Origin of the sequence: Streptomyces sp. NPDC102283 (assembly GCF_044766265.1) — a bacterium.
In the GTDB taxonomy this organism is placed as follows: domain Bacteria; phylum Actinomycetota; class Actinomycetes; order Streptomycetales; family Streptomycetaceae; genus Streptomyces.
In genome coordinates, this window is record NZ_JBIWLQ010000012.1 from 231,927 (window position 1) to 248,689 (window position 16,763).

A 16,763-nucleotide genomic window follows, 5' to 3' on the forward strand; every position below is an offset into this window, starting at 1 on the left:
GGCTCCTTCTCTTCACGCCCATCCCTGAACGATTGACCCGCGTGGCCTGGGATTCGCCGTCCCGTGGCTTGCCAGGAGAGGACCCTCCCTTGCACCGAATCGAACTTCCGCTTGCCCTGATAGCCGACCTGCTGGACGTCCCCGAGGACGACCTGCGGAACCTGATCTCCGAACGTCGGCCGGCCCAAGACGACACCACCCTCGTCGCCCTCACCGTCGCTGAAGCCGCGCGACGCATCGGCATCGGCCGCACGAAGCTGTACGAGTACGTCACTTCCGGCGAAATCTCCTCGGTCAAGATCGGCAGCTTGCGCCGCATCCCAGCGGAGGCGGTGAACGACTTCCTGGCTCGGCGCCTCACGTCCGGCGACTTCGGGACCGCAGCATGACGCGGGGCGCGACGGCGAATAGTCGTCAGCCCAACGGAGCCTCCAGCATCTATCTGGGCAAGGACGGTCGCTGGCACGGCCGTGTCACCGTCGGCGTGAAGGACGACGGCAAGCCCGACCGCCGTCACGTCAGCCGCAAGACCCGAGCCGAGGTCACCAAGGTCGTACGGGAGCTGGAGCGGCAACGAGACAAGGGTTCGGTTCGCAAGGCCGGACAGAGCTGGACGCTGGAGACCTGGCTTACCCACTGGGTCGAAAACATTGCCGCGCCGAACGTCTCCGAGAACACTATCGACGGCTACCGCGTCGCGGTGAATCATCACCTCATCCCCGGCCTGGGTGCCCACCGCCTGGAGAAGTTGGAGCCGGAACACCTGGAGCGCTTCTACAAGAAGATGCAGGAGACCGGCAGCGCCGCAGGCACCGCCCACCAGGCACACCGCACCATCCGTACCGCCCTCAACGAGGCCGTGCGCCGTGGCCACCTCACCCGCAACCCAGCCACGATCGCGAAGGCGCCACGCCTCGAAGAGGACGAAGTCGAGCCGTACTCGGTTGAGGAGGTCCAGCGCCTCTTGGCGGAGGCGGGAAAGCACCGCAATGCGGCCCGCTGGGTCATCGCCCTGGCTCTCGGCCTCCGCCAGGGAGAGGTCCTCGGCATGCAATGGACCGACGTCGACTTCGAACTCGGAGTCATCCGCGTCCGACGAGGCCGCCTGCGGCCCCGCTACGAGCACGGCTGCGGCAACCGCTGCGGGCGCAAGCCCGGCTTCTGCCCGCAGAAGATCAACGTCCGGCGCGAGACCAAGAACGTGAAGTCACGGGCCGGGCAGCGGCCAATCGGCGTTCCTGACGAGCTGATGACCCTGCTCCGCCGGCACAAGGAGGAGCAGGGCCGAGAGCGCGCTCTCGCCCGTGACCTCTGGACGGAGAAGGAGTACGTCTTCACCTCGCCGGTCGGCGAACCCCTGAACCCGAACACCGACTTCCACCGGTGGAAGGACCTGCTGAAGGCTGCGGGGGTTCGCGACGGCCGCCTTCACGACGCCCGCCACACGGCGGCCACGGTCCTGCTCATCCTCGGGATCTCCGACGCCGTCGTCGACAGCATCATGGGCTGGGAGCCCGGCAAGTCCGCACGGATGCGCCGCCGCTACCAGCACATGACCGGCCCCGTCCTGCAGCAGACTGCTGCCAAGATCGGAGCCCTGCTCTGGGCCGTGCCTGCGGACGCCGCGGAGGAGGTTGGCTCCCGTGCCGCCGTGCGCTCCGGCCCTGCCTCGGTCGACTCAGCTGTCTACCTCGCTGACCTTGGCGGCCGACGCCTGGCCTTCGCCGCCCGCGAGCACGCGGAGCAAGTGATTGCCCAGTGGAGCGAGGACCGGCCAGCCCAGGCGGCACAGGTCGAGGAGATGGAGCGGGAACACTGGGAGGCCGAGGCGGGAGGTGGAGCCCAGCTCATCCGCCATGAGGTTCCCGACCGCCGAATGGTGCACCACGCTCATGCCGTGTTCCTGACGGGAGGTGAACGGCTCAACGTCGGGCGTCCTGCCCGATGGTCAACATGGGCCTGGGACTTCGAGCCCGATCTGTACACGGACCTGCCGGTCCGCTGGCACACTTCTCGTCGGCCAGGCCAGGAGATCGAGGCGCACGTGCGGGGCACGGACGAGAACGCGGTCTCGTCGGCCTACGGGGAGGCGTGCGCACAGGCTGTGGACCGGGCGCGTAATCCCGCCACGTACGGCGATGGGCAGAGTTAGCGGCCCGCAGCGCGAGGAACGCGCTGCGAAGGAGAGCGATGGAGGCCCCACGGCATGAAGTACAAGAACGAAGCCGAGATCATGCACGCGCTCGGGATCGACACCTGGAGGCATCTTTCCAAGGAGAAAGCGGTCAAGTTCGCGGCCATGATGCCTGACATGGACACCGAAGTGGCCATGAAGATCGTCGAACAGTTCCCCGAGTTCAGGAAGTTCGCCACGGATGCCTTCGGAGCCATCGAGAAGGCCCACGAGGCCACTCTCGCGGACGGCAGGCATAGCCTGGATCAGGTCTACCAGGCCCTCCGGGAGAACCGGGTGATCTTCGAGCGAGAACTCCACAGAGGCGACCTGACCTGGGAACAGAGGAAGCACCTCCTCGAACTCATCCAGGAAACGGCAAGACTTGCTTCTCAGAAGGACTCTGAGCACAAGCGCCACGTGGACGGTCTACTGAAGAAGGTCATGGTCGGTGTCGGTTCCGGGCTGGCTCTGGCTGTGGTCTTCGTCGGAGGCCGGATCCTGATCCAGGGCAAGGAAGAACCCGATGACTCTGGGGAGTCGTGAGACCTGGCGGCCCCGGTCCTTGACCTCGGTGACCGTCTTATCGACCGGGCCGCGCTGGGCCGTGACTCCCGCTCAGAACGGGGGCGTTGTCAGTGGCGTGCGTCAGACTCGGAGCACGGTACACACCCGTGCCGGCTGTCTGTCCACGCACCGCACCTCCGCCCGCAAGGAACGGTCATGGCACATCTGCACAATCAGTTCGACGACCTGCTCACTCTGATCAACGTAGATCCCGACGTCCTCGCGGCGACGCGCGAACGTCTGGTGCTGGCGCGCAGGTTGGCCGAGCAGCACCCCGAGGGCCGTACGTCGTACAGCTCGGGTTCGATCCCCGTTCGCACCCACATTCAGCCGCACGCGGGAGCCGTCAGCGATGGGGACGGCGGGATCATCCTGGATCGTGTCCAGCACCCGGAGCTTGGTCCTGACGGAGAAGGGGAGGCTCCACACACCATCACCGACGAACTTGTCGCGTTCATCGGCCCGAAGCTCCGCGACCCGGAGCGCACCCCGTTCTACCCCAAGGCGCGGGTGTGCACGTCCCGGCGGGGCCTCAAGATTCACTTCGGCGCCCCGGTCAACGGCACGGATGTCACGGTCGATCTCATCGTGGCGCTGCGCCGCCGTGATGGGCGCGGGCTGTGGATCCCCGACCTGGAGCAGGCCCCTGGCTCCGCAAAGGCATGGAGTGCGAGCGACCCTCAGGGCCACGTAGAGCTGCTGACGTCCGGCGCCGACGCCCTGCGGCGCACCCGGCGCCGCGCCATCCGCATCCTCAAGGCGTGGAATGCTCAGGCCGCGAAGCCGGGCTTCTCCTCACACCAACTCTCCGTCTGGGCTTACGAGTTCGTCGAGCCGAGAATGGGCCTCGTCAGCGCCGTCCACACGGCGCTGCTGAAGGCCGCCCTGCGCCTTCAGCGCGGCGAGTCGACCAAGGATCCGCGCTCCGTCTCGCCCGACCTCAAGCCGCTGATCCCCGACGCGGATGCCGAGCGACGGCTACGGGTCGCGGCCGACAGGCTCGCGAAGGCCATAGCCGACCCCGACGATGTAGACACGGTGGCGGAGGTCCTGGAGTACCTCTTCCCCAAGACGATGCGTGAACGTGAGCGCGCCTTCTCCGTCGCGTCCTCTCCCCTGAGCACCACTGCCAGCCTCGGTCTCGCGGGTGCGAGCCTGCTCATCCCGAAGACGCGCTCGTGGCGGGAGGACACGGCCGTTGAGGGGTGACGGGCGTCCTGCGCGGCGTCCTTGGTTCGCACGTCCGATGGCCCGCGCCGAGCTGCTGACCGGGATGCGCTCAACGGGGCTCGACGCGCGCGAGGTGGACAAACCTGCCGACTTCGCGTTCGGTTTCACTGTCCAGGTCTACCCGCACGTTCGGATCCTGCCCTCACACAATCTCCGGATCGCCTTCGCCGCCGGCGATCCGGCATTCCCTCGCGTCCACGCACGCGGACCGGACTGCCCCGCCCACCGCAACCCCGACGGTTCCCTTTGCCTCTGGTACCCGAAGGACGCGCCCTCGCGCCGCTGGTCGCCCGGTGACGGCGGGCGGGTCCTCGTCGCGATCATCGTCCGCCATCTGCGATGGGAATCTGCCTATCGCGCCACCAACATCTGGCCGGGCTTCGAAGCACCCCACGGCCACGGTTCGCCGGGCCTCGACGAACAGGACCACATCATTGGCTGACGCGATCAAAGTCTTCGGCCCCTACGCCGCTGTTTTCGCCGCACTCGTGACCGGCATCGTCCTCGGCCTCCAGGCGCGGATTGGCCGTCGCGCCCAGCTACAGGAGCGGAAGCAGGAATTGTTCGCGAGCGCGTACGAGGTGAGCATCCAGTACGCGGAGATGGCTTACGCCGTGCGGCGCCGCCGCGCGGACGCTGCCGCCGAGGAGCGGGTCCGCCTGTCGGAGCAGCTGCGAGAGATCCAGTCCAGACTGACCTGGCACGAGGCGTGGGTCCGCTTCGAGGCTCCGGAGGTGGGCGCCGCGTATGACGAACTCGTCGCCCGTACGCGGACGGTGGCCGGGCAGAGCATGAAGGATGCGTGGCTCTCGCCCCCAGGGGCGGACGACACGGCGATGGTGATCCCGACGTCGGTGATCGACCTGCGGGCGCTGGCGGATGTCCGCGAGCGCTACATGGCCGCGGTGGAAGCACACCTTCGCCCCCGGGGCCGCGCCCGCCGCCTTTTCCCGCGCCCGCGCCGCGCCATGCCACCCCCACCCGTGCCTGCTCCCCCGGCCGGTGGGACGACCCCCGGCGGCCCCGTCGACGGCTCGCCGTGAGACGAAATACACGCACACCCCCGCCTCCGGCCGGCACTGGCCCTGGACCCACGTGATCATCGACGCCCTCGAACGGCTCGCTCTCCTACCGAACCCCGGGTGACCAGCAGGTCTCCCCGTTCCCACGCGAGCCCTTCACCCGGAGCAGTGGAACCCCGCGCCACCCCGAGACGACATTTGGGCCCCCGACCTGCCCCCTCTACCCACCACACGAAACGGCCGACCGACTCCGCGGCGGACCGTCAAGCAAGATCGAGTTTAGGGACCTCGCCCCTGCGAAGGCATCCGAATGCGGGGCCTCGACCGGATCGGTCGGGGCCCGTTCGTCTTTCCTAGCCGGGGATCCCGAGATCCTTCAGGTACGTGAGGCGGGCGTTTATGGCAGCCGAGAAGTGCCGCCAGTCAAGGCTGTTCACCAGTTCGACGGGCTTGGGGTCCTCGGCTGAGGACGTGACATAGCAAGCGGCGTCGTACAGCTGCTCGGCCACAAGGCGCTCGCAGAAGATCCCGAACCGGTCCTGATACGAGGTGCCGTGCCAGATTGAATCGGCAGGCAGCGCGCCCCCCGCGATGCTGACCGGCCTCCGAGAGCCGCTGCCGTCCTCCATGATGAAGAAGTAGCCGAGCCAGGGCTTCTCCTGCGGATACAGCTCGGCCAAGGCGGCCCGTCGCAGATCCACCGCGGTGCCGAGTGCTTCCTCAACCCGGTTGTTGTAGTTGTTTCCGAACGAAGGCCCACCGAGGGCCTTCAGTTCGAAAGCCGCAACCAGCACTCCCTCGTGGACCACCACGAGGTCCCACTGTTTCTGGGGGCGGTAGTAACCGGGGAGTTCCAGACCTTGTTTCTTGGTGACCCGGATGCTCTCGGGCGGATAGTCGGCTTCGAGGAAGAACTTCGACAGGAGGATCGCGATCGCGTCGAAGTGCTTACCACCGCGCACGGAGCCGGCGGTGCCGGCGCCGACCGCGGCCTTGATCGCGGACTGCTCCCGCTGCAGCTGCTTGGCGCCCCAATAGGTCGCTATCGCGTCCTCGAAGTCCTGGCGGGTGACCGTCAAGATCCGCTCTCCTAGTCAGGAAGCTCGGCAAGTCCGTAGACGCGCAGGGCGGCCTCCGTGGCGGCCCTCACGTCTCGCTTGTCGAAAGCTGCCGCCAGGGCTTCTCGGTCGCGCTCGCTGATCGTTTCCGGGTCTGGGACCCGGATCTTGCGAAGGTACTGAGCCTGGAAGCGGAGGGTCCCCCCTCGCATCTTGACCGCGTACGCCTCCACGAATGCTTCCGCGACCTTGGAGAGTAGGAGACCACCCAGCACGCGCATGTCCCAGACGTCCGAGACGATGAAGTACAGGTTGTGGTGAGGGTACAGTCCGCCCTCGTCGAGTACCGGATGGATCGTCAGCTTCATGTCCGGGAACAGCAGCTTGGGCCGCCGGGTCAGCGCGTGATCGACCTTGTCGATGGTCTTGTACCAGCGGTGCGGCTGTTTGACCGCCACATAGCGCTGGCGCAGCGCTGCTCCGTTTTCGTCGAGATATCGGGCAAGCCGCGGATACGCAGCGAGGTCGACCAGGTCGCCGCTGGCCGACCAGGGGTTGACCAGATAGGTGCCGTTCCAGTTCAGGGTCCCGCTTGTGGTGTCGCGGACCATGGCCATCGGCAGCAGTCGATCTTCCTCGATCAACTTGCCGTTGTTGGTGAGGAAGATCTTGTCCGCGCCAGTGGCGATCCCGATGCCGACCCGGGTACCGGTGCCGTCGTTCTCGAGCAGTTGGAAGCGCTCCGTCAGCTCTTCGAGCACGGCCAGCCGGGCCGGAGAGGCACTCGGCCATGAGTCCTCGTCCGGGAACCAGTGCGGCATGCGAGCAGCCTGGAAGGCTTCCGTCACGACCGCTTCATCCCGACCACTCGCGTACCAGCGTGCGAAGGCGGTGGCCTCAGGAGCACCGAAGGCTCGCGTGGTGTCCGCTGCCACAGCGGTGCCTTGGGGCCGCTTGCTGATCAGGGTGATGGCGGGGTACGCGGAGACCTGGTCGTCGAAGGCGTCCACATCGTGCATGACCAGTGCCAGGTCCATGCTGAAGCTCTTGGTCACCAGTTGGCGCAACTGCCGACCGTACTGATTGCGCATCCAACGGTCCGCGCAGATGAAGCCCAGCTGTCCGCCTGCCCCGAGGCTTCGGAGTGCGACTTCGAAGAAGCCAACGTAGATGTCTGCGCGGCCGCCCATGGTGGGGCACGCGTGACGGTAGACCGCCATCCTGTCCGCGGGAACGTCCTCCAGGCGGATGTAGGGCGGGTTGCCGACCACGTAGTCCGCGTGCTGGGTCCCTTCGGGCTGGAGTAGGTAGTCACCCTGCTCGACCCAGGCCGCCGCCACCTGCTGGGCATCTGTGGGGTTCCAGCCGTCGTCGACCAAGTGCTGCTCGACGACTTCGCGGCTCCTGCGGACGTTGCGTTCCAGTAGATCGAGCGCACGCACGGCATGGCTTGCGTCACTGATGGGACGGTTTTGCTCGCGGCAGGATGCGCTGATCCGCGAAGCCACGGCTCCTAGAAAGGCTCCTGAACCGCAGGCCGGCTCCACGAGCTTCAGGTCGCAGAGGGTTTTGTCAGAGGTGTAGCCCACAAGGTCGAGGATCAGATCGACGACCCAACGCCGCGTGAACACCTCGCCGTGCTCCACGGCCTCCTCGGGGACTGAGGGGAGGGTGTGGAGGGCGGTGTCGAAGAACAGGGGAGTGGCCACGTCTTGACACTACTAGGGAGGATTTCGGCCACGAGAGTTATCCACAGGGGCGCTCGCGCTCAACGGAGTGATCTGTTCCATCTGCGGAGCATCGGGCCCGTGGGATCGACATCCACTCGTACCCATGATCAACGGGAGCGCGCTTCGGCTCGTCGGCCGTGAGGGGGTGCGCGGCGGAGGAGAGCGGACCGGCAACCGAGCCGACGCGTCGCCTCGGAGCAACTGAGACCAAAACTGAGACCACCAACGTCGAAGGCCCCCGCAGCGAGCTGCGGGGGCCTTCGACGTATTGCCCGGTGAGAGCAATGGCGGAGGATACGAGATTCGAACTCGTGAGGGGTTGCCCCCAACACGCTTTCCAAGCGTGCGCCCTAGGCCACTAGGCGAATCCTCCGCCGCAAACAATACAAGACGTTGGAGGGTGCTCGCGAACACGTTCGCCGAAGATCGTCCGGAGGGGGTCTGCCGGGCGGTTCTGCTGTCGTCCGACGGGGTGGGCGGGTGGACCGGAGGGGGTGGGGATCCGCTAAGGTGGGCGTCAGCCCCTCACGTGGCGCTATCTGACTGAACTCCCCCAGGGCCGGAAGGCAGCAAGGGTAGGTCGGCTCTGGCGGGTGCGTGGGGGGCCCTTTGCGTTCCGGGGCGTTGGCCCCCCGGGGGCAGGCCCTCGGGCGGGCCGGGCGGTACCGGGTGGTGCTGTGCGGTGGTCTGGCGGTGAGGGGCTCGGGCGGCGTGGGGCCGGTTGTCGGTGGGCCCCGATAACCTCGTAGGTGTGTCGTCCCTTGCGCTGTACCGCCGCTACCGCCCCGAGTCGTTCGCCGAGGTCATCGGTCAGGAGCATGTCACTGACCCGCTCCAGCAGGCCCTGCGGAACAACCGGGTCAATCACGCGTACCTGTTCAGCGGGCCGCGCGGCTGTGGAAAGACGACCAGCGCGCGCATCCTCGCCCGCTGTCTGAACTGCGAGCAGGGGCCCACGCCGACCCCGTGCGGGGAGTGTCAGTCCTGCCAGGACCTCGCGCGCAACGGGCCGGGTTCCATCGATGTGATCGAGATCGACGCCGCCTCGCACGGTGGTGTGGACGACGCCCGTGATCTGCGCGAGAAGGCGTTCTTCGGGCCCGCCTCCAGCCGTTACAAGATCTACATCATCGACGAGGCGCACATGGTCACCCCGGCGGGCTTCAACGCCCTGCTGAAGGTGGTCGAGGAGCCGCCGGAGCACCTCAAGTTCATCTTCGCGACGACCGAGCCCGAGAAGGTCATCGGAACGATCCGGTCGCGTACGCACCACTATCCGTTCCGGCTGGTTCCACCGGGGACCCTCCGCAGCTATCTCGCCGATGTCTGCGGGCGGGAGAACAGCACCGTCGAGGACGGCGTCCTCCCGCTCGTCGTGCGCGCCGGGGCCGGGTCCGTCCGTGACTCGATGTCCGTCATGGACCAACTGCTGGCCGGTGCGGGCGACGACGGTGTGACGTATGCCATGGCCACCTCGCTCCTCGGGTACACCGACGGCTCCCTGCTCGACTCGATCGTCGACGCCTTCGCCGCCGGCGACGGTGCCGCCGCCTTCGAGGTCGTCGACCGGGTCATCGAGGGCGGGAACGATCCGCGTCGCTTCGTCGCGGACCTCCTGGAGCGGCTGCGCGATCTGGTGATCCTCGCCGCCGTGCCCGACGCCGGCGAGAAGGGCCTCATCGACGCCCCCGCCGATGTCGTCGAGCGCATGCAGGCCCAGGCTTCCGTCTTCGGTGCCGCCGAGCTGAGCCGTGCCGCCGATCTGGTCAACGACGGGCTCACGGAGATGCGCGGGGCCACCTCGCCGCGGCTCCAGGTGGAGCTGATCTGCGCCCGGGTCCTGCTGCCCGCCGCCTACGACGACGAGCGGTCGCTTCAGGCCCGCCTCGACCGGCTGGAGCGCGGGGCCTCGGCCGCCGCTGCCGCCGGGTTCGTCGCCCCGCCCGCCGCCGCGGCGCCGATGGGGTACGCACCGGGCGCCGACGCCCGCCCCTCCCAGGACCACGTCCCGCAGGCCTACGCCCCGCAGGCCGCCGGTCCGGACACGGCCCGTGCGGCCGTACGGGGCGATGCGCCCGCCGCTCCCGCACCCGCGACGCCCCCCGCCGCCTACGCACCGCCCGCCGTCCAGCCCGCCCCGCAGGCTCCCGCCGAGGCCCACCCGGCCGCCCCGCAGGCCGCCGAGCCCGCCCAGCGGCCCGGTTCCTGGCCCGCGGCGGCCGGCGGGGACCAGTCCCGTCGCCCCGGCGGCTGGCCCACCGCGTCCGCCCCCGGCAGCGGCCCGGCCGCCGCCACCCCGCCGCCCGCCGCCGCCCCGGCCGCCTCGGCGGCCCCCGCCGCGCCGGTCGCGCCCGAGGGCGGTCAGAGCATGGCCCAGGGCGCCGCCCAGGTGCGGAACATGTGGCCGGACATCCTGGAGGCGGTCAAGAGCCGCCGGCGCTTCACCTGGATCCTGCTCAGTCAGAACGCCCAGGTCGCCGGGTTCGACGGGACGACGCTGCGCATCGGCTTCCTCAACGCGGGAGCCCGGGACAACTTCGCGAGCAGCGGCAGCGAGGAGATCCTCAAGCAGGCCCTCGTCGAACGGTTCAACGCACAGTGGCGCATCGAGGCGGTCATCGACACCTCCGGTGGCGGCGGGATGCCCCCGGGCCCCGGCGCGGGAGCCGGACGTCCTGCCCCGCAGTACCAGCCCGCCCCGGCAGCCCCCGCCGCCCCGGTCGCGTACGAGCCCCGGCCCCAGCACTCCGCCCCGCAGCAGTCCCCGCCCTCGCCGCTGGGGCAGCACGCGCAGCCTCCCCAGCAGCAGCCGCCTGCCTCCGCGCCGCCACAGGGCCGGGAGGCCGCACCCGCCCCCGAGGCCTCCCACAGCTCGTACGGGGCGGAGCCGCCGCGGAACGTCGCCCCCGAGGACGACACCCCGGAGGCAGACGATCCGGATCTGGTCGACTCCGCCCTCTCCGGTCACGAGCTGATCGTCCGCGAGCTGGGGGCCACGGTCGTCGAGGAGTTCACCAACGAGCAGTAGCGCCGAGCAGCGCCGAGCAGTCACGAGAAGTTACGAGACATGACGAGCGGAGTGCGCGGCGAGGCGCATGGCCGGGTGACGCGGTGAGGGCGAGAACGCGAGGCCCTCTGTCCACGGAGCGGCGGCCGTCCGGGCTGCCCGCGACCGGCGGCTAGGCTGCACCCCGTGAAGGTCCTCGTCATCGGCGGCGGCGCCCGCGAACACGCCCTGTGCCGCTCTCTGTCCCTCGACCCCGATGTCACCGCTCTGTACTGCGCCCCCGGCAACGCCGGCATCGCAGAGGTGGCCGAACTGCACCCGGTCGACGCGCTCGACGGTGACTCCGTCGCGCGCCTCGCGACCGAGCTGGGCGCCGGGCTGGTGGTCGTCGGCCCGGAGGCGCCGCTGGTCGCCGGGGTCGCCGACGCCGTGCGCGCGGCCGGCATCCCCTGCTTCGGCCCCTCCGGCCGAGCCGCACAGCTGGAAGGCTCCAAGGCGTTCGCCAAGGACGTCATGGCCGGCGCCGGCGTTCCCACCGCCCGCAGCTACGTCTGCACCACCCCCGCGCAGATCGACGAGGCTCTCGACGCCTTCGGCGCCCCGTACGTCGTCAAGGACGACGGCCTCGCGGCCGGCAAGGGCGTCGTCGTCACCGACGACCTGGCCGCGGCCCGCGACCACGCGCTGTCCTGCGACCGCGTGGTCATCGAGGAGTTCCTCGACGGCCCCGAGGTCAGTCTCTTCGCGATCACCGACGGCACCACCGTGCTGCCGCTCCAGCCCGCCCAGGACTTCAAGCGCGCCCTCGACGGCGACGAGGGCCCGAACACCGGCGGCATGGGCGCCTACTCCCCGCTCCCGTGGGCGGACCCCAAGCTGGTCGACGAGGTCCTCCAGTCCGTGCTCCAGCCGACCGTCGACGAGCTGCGCCGACGCGGCACGCCCTTCTCCGGGCTGCTCTACGCGGGCCTCGCGATCACCTCGCGCGGTGTGCGGGTCATCGAGTTCAACGCCCGCTTCGGCGACCCGGAGACCCAGGTCGTGCTGGCCCGGCTGAAGACCCCGCTGGCCGGTGTCCTGCTCGCCTCCGCCAACGGCACCCTCGACACCCTCCCGCCGCTGAACTGGCGCGACGACGCCGCGGTCACCGTGGTCATCGCCTCGCACAACTACCCGGACACCCCGCGCACCGGCGACCCGATCGACGGGCTCGCGGACGTCGCGGCGCAGGATGCTCCCGACGCGTACGTCCTGCACGCCGGGACCCGCGCCGAGGGCGGAGCGGTGCTCAGCGCGGGCGGCCGGGTGCTCTCGGTGACCGCGACCGGCAAGGACCTCACGGCGGCCCGGGAGCGCGCCTACACCGCGCTCGGCCGGATCCGCCTGGACGGCTCCCAGCACCGTACGGACATCGCCCTGAAGGCCTCTCGGGGCTGACTGCCCCGGTCGACCCCGGTCAGCCCCGGTGAACCCTGGCTAACCCCGGTCGGCCTGGGCCCCGCGCACCGCAGCCCCTCCGCCCGCCCCCGTACGCCACCGGCGTACGCGGAAGGCGCGAGGGGCTGCCGCTTGTCCGGGCGCGGCGGCGAGCGGTCGGCCGGGGCACTTGCCCATGGACGCGAACACGTCAGCAGCTTTGCCCAAAGCCATTCCATCGGGTGACGACTGCGCCATCCGGATGACGGCTGCCGGAGCCCCAACTAGGGTGCGGCGCAAGCGTTCGGGCACTTGGCCCACCGGCATTGCGATGTCGGTGACGGGTGCCACAGTGGGGGAGTGAGCAACACCGTCGCGTGGCAGAGGGGGTGACGTCCGGCCGTGTCCGGTATCGATGTGGGTGAGGAGCTGGGGGCGCGGGCCGCACAGGCCCGAGCGCTCTCCCTGCTGCGGATCCGCAGCAGAGCACTGGCCGTGGCGATCCTGCCGGCGGCCGTCGCCGTCGTGCTGTTCGCGGCGGGTGCGCAGGGCCACCTGGCCGGTCCGGGCTGGGACGCCGTGCGCTGGACGGTCCTCGGCGTCGCGGTCGTCGTGCTGCTGGTGACCGTCCTGGTCGCCGTCTCGGTGGCCCGCGCGCGGCCCGCCATGAGCCCGACCGTGCCCGTGCCGGAGGAAGGGGCCCCCGACCTCTACCGCCTGGTCCGCGACCTGGCCGACCGGCTCGACGTGCCCGCGCCCTCGGCCATAGCGCTGACCCCTGACTGCGACAGCTGGCTGGAGGACCGGACGCACCGTGCGCTCCGGAGGGGCCCGGTGACCGCGGCGGAGGCCGGGGACGCCGCCCCCGTCCTGGTCATCGGGTCGCCGTTCCTGTGGTGGATGCGGGTCGCCGAGCTCCGCGCGGTCCTCGCTCCCGTGGTGGCGGGCACCGGCCCGTCCGCGCACCCCGACATAGCCGCCGCCCGCCGCTTCGTACGCGGTCTGGACGCCTCGATCGCCGATGCCGCCGCCCCAGGCCGGGGCAGGGTGCGCGGGGCGCCGCTCGCCTTCGCCGGGTGGGTCTCCCGGCTGCTGCTGCGGGCCTGCCGGGACCATGCCGCCGAGATGGAGCGCTGTGTGGCTGCGGCCGCGTCCATGCGGGCCCAGACGGTCGACCACGGGCTGCGGATCGCCGCCCAGGAACAGGTCGGCCTCGCCTATGCCGGCTGGGACCGGCTGCTGACCCGGGTGGCGCTGCCCGCCTGGCGGATGGGCCGCTGGCCCTCCCGGCTGGACGCCGGCGTCGTCTCCGCGCTCACCGAGCTGTCCCGTCGCGACCGGCTGGCCGACGGCTTCGCCCTGCGCCTCGGCGAGCGGCCCGCGTGCGACCTGCTGGAGCAGCCCGGGGTGGCCGACGAGGCGGCGTCCCTGCTCGCCGCGCGGCTCTTCCACGGCGGCCCCGCCGAGAGCGGTCCGGGCTGGGCGCCGGTGGACTGGCAGCAGTATCCCGACGAGGTCGTCGACCGGAAGTGGCGTTCGGAAGCGGCTCGGCTGCACCGGGTCCTGGACAATCTGGGCGTCCCCCGGGCCTCCGCCGCCGACCCGGCCGTGCCCACCCTGGCCCGGGTCATGGAACATCTTTCCGGTTCCGGCGGGCCCGGCGGTCCGGGCGAGGAGCTCGCGGCGGGCATCGGCGCCGCGGTCGCCCGTGAGGAGGCCGAGGCCCCGGGGCACGGCGGACCGGAGCACAGCGGTTCCGGTCACGGCGCGTCCGGCGATCCGCTCGACCTCTGGGGGCCCGGCCCGCTGCCCCTCTTCCCGCTCCAGCCGCCGCGTACGGGCACCGAGCTGCTCGCCGACCACGTCGCGGCCATGGTCTGCTGCGCCGCCGTGGACACGGCGGGCGCGACCCCCGGCCTCGACTGGCTGGACGGTCCCGCCCTGCTCGTCGGCGGCGAGCGCAGGGCGGACCTCGCGACCCCGGTCCTCAGCCTCGTGGAGGACGGCGATCCGGACCCGCTGCTGTCCTGGCTGGCCGAGGTGGGAGTGCGCTCCGACAAGCCGGTCCGGCTGGTCTGAACACAGACCCGTCAGGCTGGTTCGACCACGGGCCGGCCCGGCTGGTTCGGGCACGAGTCCGTCCAGCGCGCCGGTCCGACCACAAGCCGGTCGGCCGGTCCGACCAAAAGCCTGTCGGCCGGTCCGGCCGCTAGCCCGTCCGGCTGGTCCGAGCACAGGATCGACGGGTCCGACGACGAGCTCCGGCCGGTATGACGATCAGGGCGACCAGGCGCGACAGGTCCCATCGACAGGGCCTGAGGGCTCCCCGGTCCCGCCGATTCGCGACGAAGGGTGACGAACCGCGTGCGTTATGTGATGTGCTGGGGCTCGGCGCTGACATTCGGCGCACCAGAGTTGTCCGGGGGATCCCCAGAGCTGTCCGAGGGATCCGAGGGAGGGGCGCGGCATGGGGGCGGAGCAGATTCGCCGGTGGGAGTCGGGCGCCCTCGCGCACGCGGTGAGCGATCCCTTCGGGCAGGGCCCGCTGCCCTGGTTGCGCGGCAGTGAGAACTACTTCGACGACACCGGTCAGGTGGTCCCCTGGTACGCCGATCTCGCCCGCTCCACCGGCGGCGGCACCCGTACCGCCGACGACGTGCACCGCCAGATCAAGGGCTTCGTCTCGCCCGGCGCGGCGGCCCCCGGCGAGGCCATCGACTTCCACATCACCGTGGACCCTCCCCAGCAGTTCTCCGTCGACGTCTACCGGATCGGTCATTACGGCGGCGACGGCGCGGCCAAGATCACCACGAGCCCGCGGCTCTCCGGTATCGTCCAGCCCCCGCCGCTCGCCGCCGACCGGACCGTCTCCTGCCACCACTGGTGGATGTCCTGGCGGCTCCAGATCCCGAGCTACTGGTCCGTCGGCGCGTACGTGGCCGTCCTGACCACCGCCGACGGCTACCGTTCGCACATCCCCTTCACCGTGCGCCACGACCACCCCGCCGACCTGCTGCTCCTGCTGCCCGACATCACCTGGCAGGCGTACAACCTCTACCCGGAGGACGGCCGTACCGGCGCCAGCCTCTACCACGCGTGGGACGAGCGGGGGCGGCTGCTCGGCGAGGAGGACGCCGCCGTCACGATCTCCTTCGACCGCCCGTACGCCGGGGCCGGCCTGCCGCTGCACGTGGGGCACGCGTACGACTTCATCCGCTGGGCCGAGCGGTACGGCTACGACCTCGCCTACGCCGACGCCCGCGACCTGCACGCGGGCCGCGTCGACCCCAGCCGCTACCGGGGCCTGGTATTCCCCGGCCACGACGAGTACTGGACGCTGCCGATGCGCCGGGCCGCCGAGCGTGCCCGGGACTCCGGCACCTCGCTCGTCTTCCTCTCCGCCAACACCATGTACTGGCAGGTGGGCCTCGCCCCCTCCGCCTCCGGCGAGGCGGACCGGTTGCTGACCTGCCGCAAGCGCCGGGGGCCCGGGAAGTCCGCGCTGTGGCGCGAGGTGGACCGGCCCGAGCAGCAGCTCCTGGGCATCCAGTACGCGGGCCGGGTACCCGATCCCCGCCCGCTCGTCGTGCGCAACGCGGAGCACTGGCTGTGGGACGCCACGGGCGCGGTCGAGGGCGACGAGATCCCGGGCCTGGTCGCCGGCGAGGCCGACCGCTACTTCCCGCGCACCAGCCTGCCCGAGCACGACAACCGGATCCTGCTGGCCCATTCCCCGTACGAGGACTCCGAGGGCGCCACCCGGCACCAGGAGACCTCGCTCTACCAGTCCCCCTCCGGCGCGTACGTCTTCGCTTCCGGCACCTTCGCCTGGTCCCCGGCCCTGGACCGCCCCGGGCACACGGACCCCCGGATCCAACGGGCCACGGCCAACCTCCTCGACCGGATCTGCAAGCGGGACTGAGGCCGGGGAAGCGGTCAAGCCCCTCCGCGTCGACCGTGTCCGCACCACATCTTCACGCGATCTTGTTCCGTGTGCAGCTGCCGTGTAAGTTCGCCTCGTCTAGGGCGGGTTGACCGTAGTCGGACAGTTGCACTGCTGCCCAGGGGGGGAATCCCTGGTGCTTTCGTTCTCAAGCGCGAGGCCACAACAAGGCCTCGCACCATGAGGAGATCACGTCATGGGTTCCAAGAGACCTGCGCTGACCCGTGCCGCCACTGTGGCTGCCGTGTCGGTCGCCCTGCTTGCGTCCGCCACCTCGACGGCGATGGCCGACGGTGACGGCGACTGCACGAACACCGGGAACATCTGTGTGTTCAACCAGCAGCAGCCCACCAGTTACCACAACGGCTACTACGACCTGAACGACCCGCATTCCAATTTCAACGGCAAGTACTACCTGCTCAAGCGTGCGTACCTCGGCGACTCGATCAGTGCCGCATCGAATGACGCCAACTCGCCCACCGGGTGTGCCGGCTTCACCTTCTACTGGGACACCGGATACGGCGGTACGAGCTACTTCGCCAGTCGGAACTTCAGCTACCTGACCTTCTACGACAACAACGACGAGTTCTCCTCGTTCCGGAAGACCGGGTGCTGAC

13 protein-coding genes, 1 tRNA gene and 1 other RNA gene are annotated in these 16,763 nt (G+C 70.2%); 12 read left to right on the top strand and 3 right to left on the bottom strand.

The features are described from left to right. The first annotated feature begins 89 nt into the window (after nucleotides 1-89). The 6 genes from ACIRJT_RS24250 to ACIRJT_RS24275 all read left to right on the top strand — a co-directional run bounded on the left by ACIRJT_RS24250 (nucleotide 90) and on the right by ACIRJT_RS24275 (nucleotide 5,013). The gene (locus tag ACIRJT_RS24250; protein WP_403912491.1) at nucleotides 90-389 is read left to right on the top strand and encodes a helix-turn-helix domain-containing protein; all 300 of its coding nucleotides are present in this window, start codon (nucleotides 90-92) and stop codon (nucleotides 387-389) included. Continuing rightward, complete coding sequence (locus ACIRJT_RS24255; RefSeq protein ID WP_403912494.1) at nucleotides 386-2,152, top strand: tyrosine-type recombinase/integrase; 1,767 nt, start codon at nucleotides 386-388, stop codon at nucleotides 2,150-2,152. The genes ACIRJT_RS24250 and ACIRJT_RS24255 overlap by 4 nt, the downstream gene beginning before the upstream one ends. A 54-nt stretch (nucleotides 2,153-2,206) precedes the next feature. Then, nucleotides 2,207-2,719: a hypothetical protein gene (locus ACIRJT_RS24260; protein WP_009067517.1), complete on the top strand. Its 513-nt coding sequence runs from the start codon at nucleotides 2,207-2,209 to the stop codon at nucleotides 2,717-2,719. Between the two features lie 177 nt (nucleotides 2,720-2,896). After that, nucleotides 2,897-3,949, top strand: a complete 1,053-nt coding sequence (locus ACIRJT_RS24265; protein ID WP_403912497.1) for a hypothetical protein — start codon at nucleotides 2,897-2,899, stop codon at nucleotides 3,947-3,949. A 37-nt stretch (nucleotides 3,950-3,986) separates the two neighbouring features. After that, a complete protein-coding gene (locus ACIRJT_RS24270) occupies nucleotides 3,987-4,412 on the top strand; it encodes a hypothetical protein (RefSeq protein WP_403912500.1) in 426 nt (141 codons plus the stop codon). Further along, nucleotides 4,405-5,013: a hypothetical protein gene (locus tag ACIRJT_RS24275; RefSeq protein WP_403912503.1), complete on the top strand. Its 609-nt coding sequence runs from the start codon at nucleotides 4,405-4,407 to the stop codon at nucleotides 5,011-5,013. Before ACIRJT_RS24270 ends, ACIRJT_RS24275 begins: the two co-directional genes overlap by 8 nt. Nucleotides 5,014-5,345: 332 nt before the next feature. Here ACIRJT_RS24275 and ACIRJT_RS24280 read toward each other — a convergent pair whose 3' ends face one another. From ACIRJT_RS24280 to ACIRJT_RS24290, 3 genes are all read right to left on the bottom strand, one after another. After that, nucleotides 5,346-6,071 (bottom strand): PaeR7I family type II restriction endonuclease, encoded by a 726-nt coding sequence (locus tag ACIRJT_RS24280; protein WP_403912506.1) that lies wholly within the window; start codon nucleotides 6,069-6,071, stop codon nucleotides 5,346-5,348. Nucleotides 6,072-6,082: 11 nt separating this feature from the next. Further along, nucleotides 6,083-7,759 (bottom strand): Eco57I restriction-modification methylase domain-containing protein, encoded by a 1,677-nt coding sequence (locus ACIRJT_RS24285; RefSeq protein ID WP_403912508.1) that lies wholly within the window; start codon nucleotides 7,757-7,759, stop codon nucleotides 6,083-6,085. Between the two features lie 306 nt (nucleotides 7,760-8,065). Continuing rightward, nucleotides 8,066-8,153, bottom strand: a tRNA-Ser gene (locus ACIRJT_RS24290). A gap of 144 nt (nucleotides 8,154-8,297) precedes the next feature. On the opposite strand from ACIRJT_RS24290, the gene ffs reads away from it, so the two are divergent. The 6 genes from ffs (at nucleotide 8,298) to ACIRJT_RS24320 (ending at nucleotide 16,762) form a co-directional block, all read left to right on the top strand. Further along, nucleotides 8,298-8,392, top strand: an RNA gene (gene ffs, locus ACIRJT_RS24295) — signal recognition particle sRNA small type. A gap of 139 nt (nucleotides 8,393-8,531) precedes the next feature. Continuing rightward, the gene (locus ACIRJT_RS24300; RefSeq protein WP_403912511.1) at nucleotides 8,532-10,808 is read left to right on the top strand and encodes a DNA polymerase III subunit gamma and tau; all 2,277 of its coding nucleotides are present in this window, start codon (nucleotides 8,532-8,534) and stop codon (nucleotides 10,806-10,808) included. Nucleotides 10,809-10,973: 165 nt separating this feature from the next. Next, nucleotides 10,974-12,224: a phosphoribosylamine--glycine ligase gene (purD, locus tag ACIRJT_RS24305; protein ID WP_403912514.1), complete on the top strand. Its 1,251-nt coding sequence runs from the start codon at nucleotides 10,974-10,976 to the stop codon at nucleotides 12,222-12,224. A 381-nt stretch (nucleotides 12,225-12,605) separates the two neighbouring features. Beyond that, on the top strand, nucleotides 12,606-14,282 hold the full coding sequence (locus ACIRJT_RS24310; RefSeq protein WP_403912516.1) for a hypothetical protein: 1,677 nt from the start codon (nucleotides 12,606-12,608) through the stop codon (nucleotides 14,280-14,282). A 388-nt stretch (nucleotides 14,283-14,670) separates the two neighbouring features. Beyond that, complete coding sequence (locus tag ACIRJT_RS24315) at nucleotides 14,671-16,125, top strand: N,N-dimethylformamidase beta subunit family domain-containing protein (protein ID WP_403912519.1); 1,455 nt, start codon at nucleotides 14,671-14,673, stop codon at nucleotides 16,123-16,125. 217 nt (nucleotides 16,126-16,342) lie between these two features. Beyond that, a complete protein-coding gene (locus ACIRJT_RS24320; protein WP_403912522.1) occupies nucleotides 16,343-16,762 on the top strand; it encodes a hypothetical protein in 420 nt (139 codons plus the stop codon). Nucleotide 16,763: the final 1 nt, after the last annotated feature.